This window comes from Corallococcus sp. RDP092CA (genome assembly GCF_041903675.1).
GTDB lineage: Bacteria > Myxococcota > Myxococcia > Myxococcales > Myxococcaceae > Corallococcus.
Map to the genome: position 1 here is coordinate 1 of NZ_JAYESI010000132.1, position 404 is coordinate 404.

The 404-nt window shown below is 71.5% G+C and carries 1 protein-coding gene; it reads right to left on the reverse strand.

Going from position 1 to position 404, the window contains the following annotated elements; genetic code table 11:
- Nucleotides 1-21: 21 nt before the first annotated feature.
- Nucleotides 22-404, reverse strand: a 383-nt coding sequence (locus U8525_RS34495; RefSeq protein ID WP_374270975.1) for a transposase, incomplete at its 5' end; no start/stop codon positions are given.

A 404-nucleotide genomic window follows, 5' to 3' on the forward strand; every position in this document is an offset into this window, starting at 1 on the left:
CTGAGATGCCGTGAGTCTCAGTCAACCGTTTGCGCATGGGGAGGGGTTCGGGGAGGGGGCTGTCGGCAGCAGCGGGGTGAAGGGCTTGCGACGCTTGGCGACGGAGTAGACGGCGGCCAGCAGCTTGCGCATGGCAGCCACGAGGGCCTGCTTGGGCAGCTTTCCACGTGCGCGCAGGCCCTCGTAGAAGCGGCGCAGCCAGGGGTTCTTGCGCACCGCGGTGAGCGTCGGCATCCAGAGGGCATGGCGCAGCCGGGCGTTGCCGTAGGGACTCAGCCCCGCGCGCGAGGGCGTGCGCTTGCCCGAATGGGCCAGCCCCGGCACCACGCCGACGTAGGCGGCCAGCGCCTTGGCATCGCGGAAGTCGGCGGGGTTGCCCACCTCGGCAATCAGCCGGGCGGCGG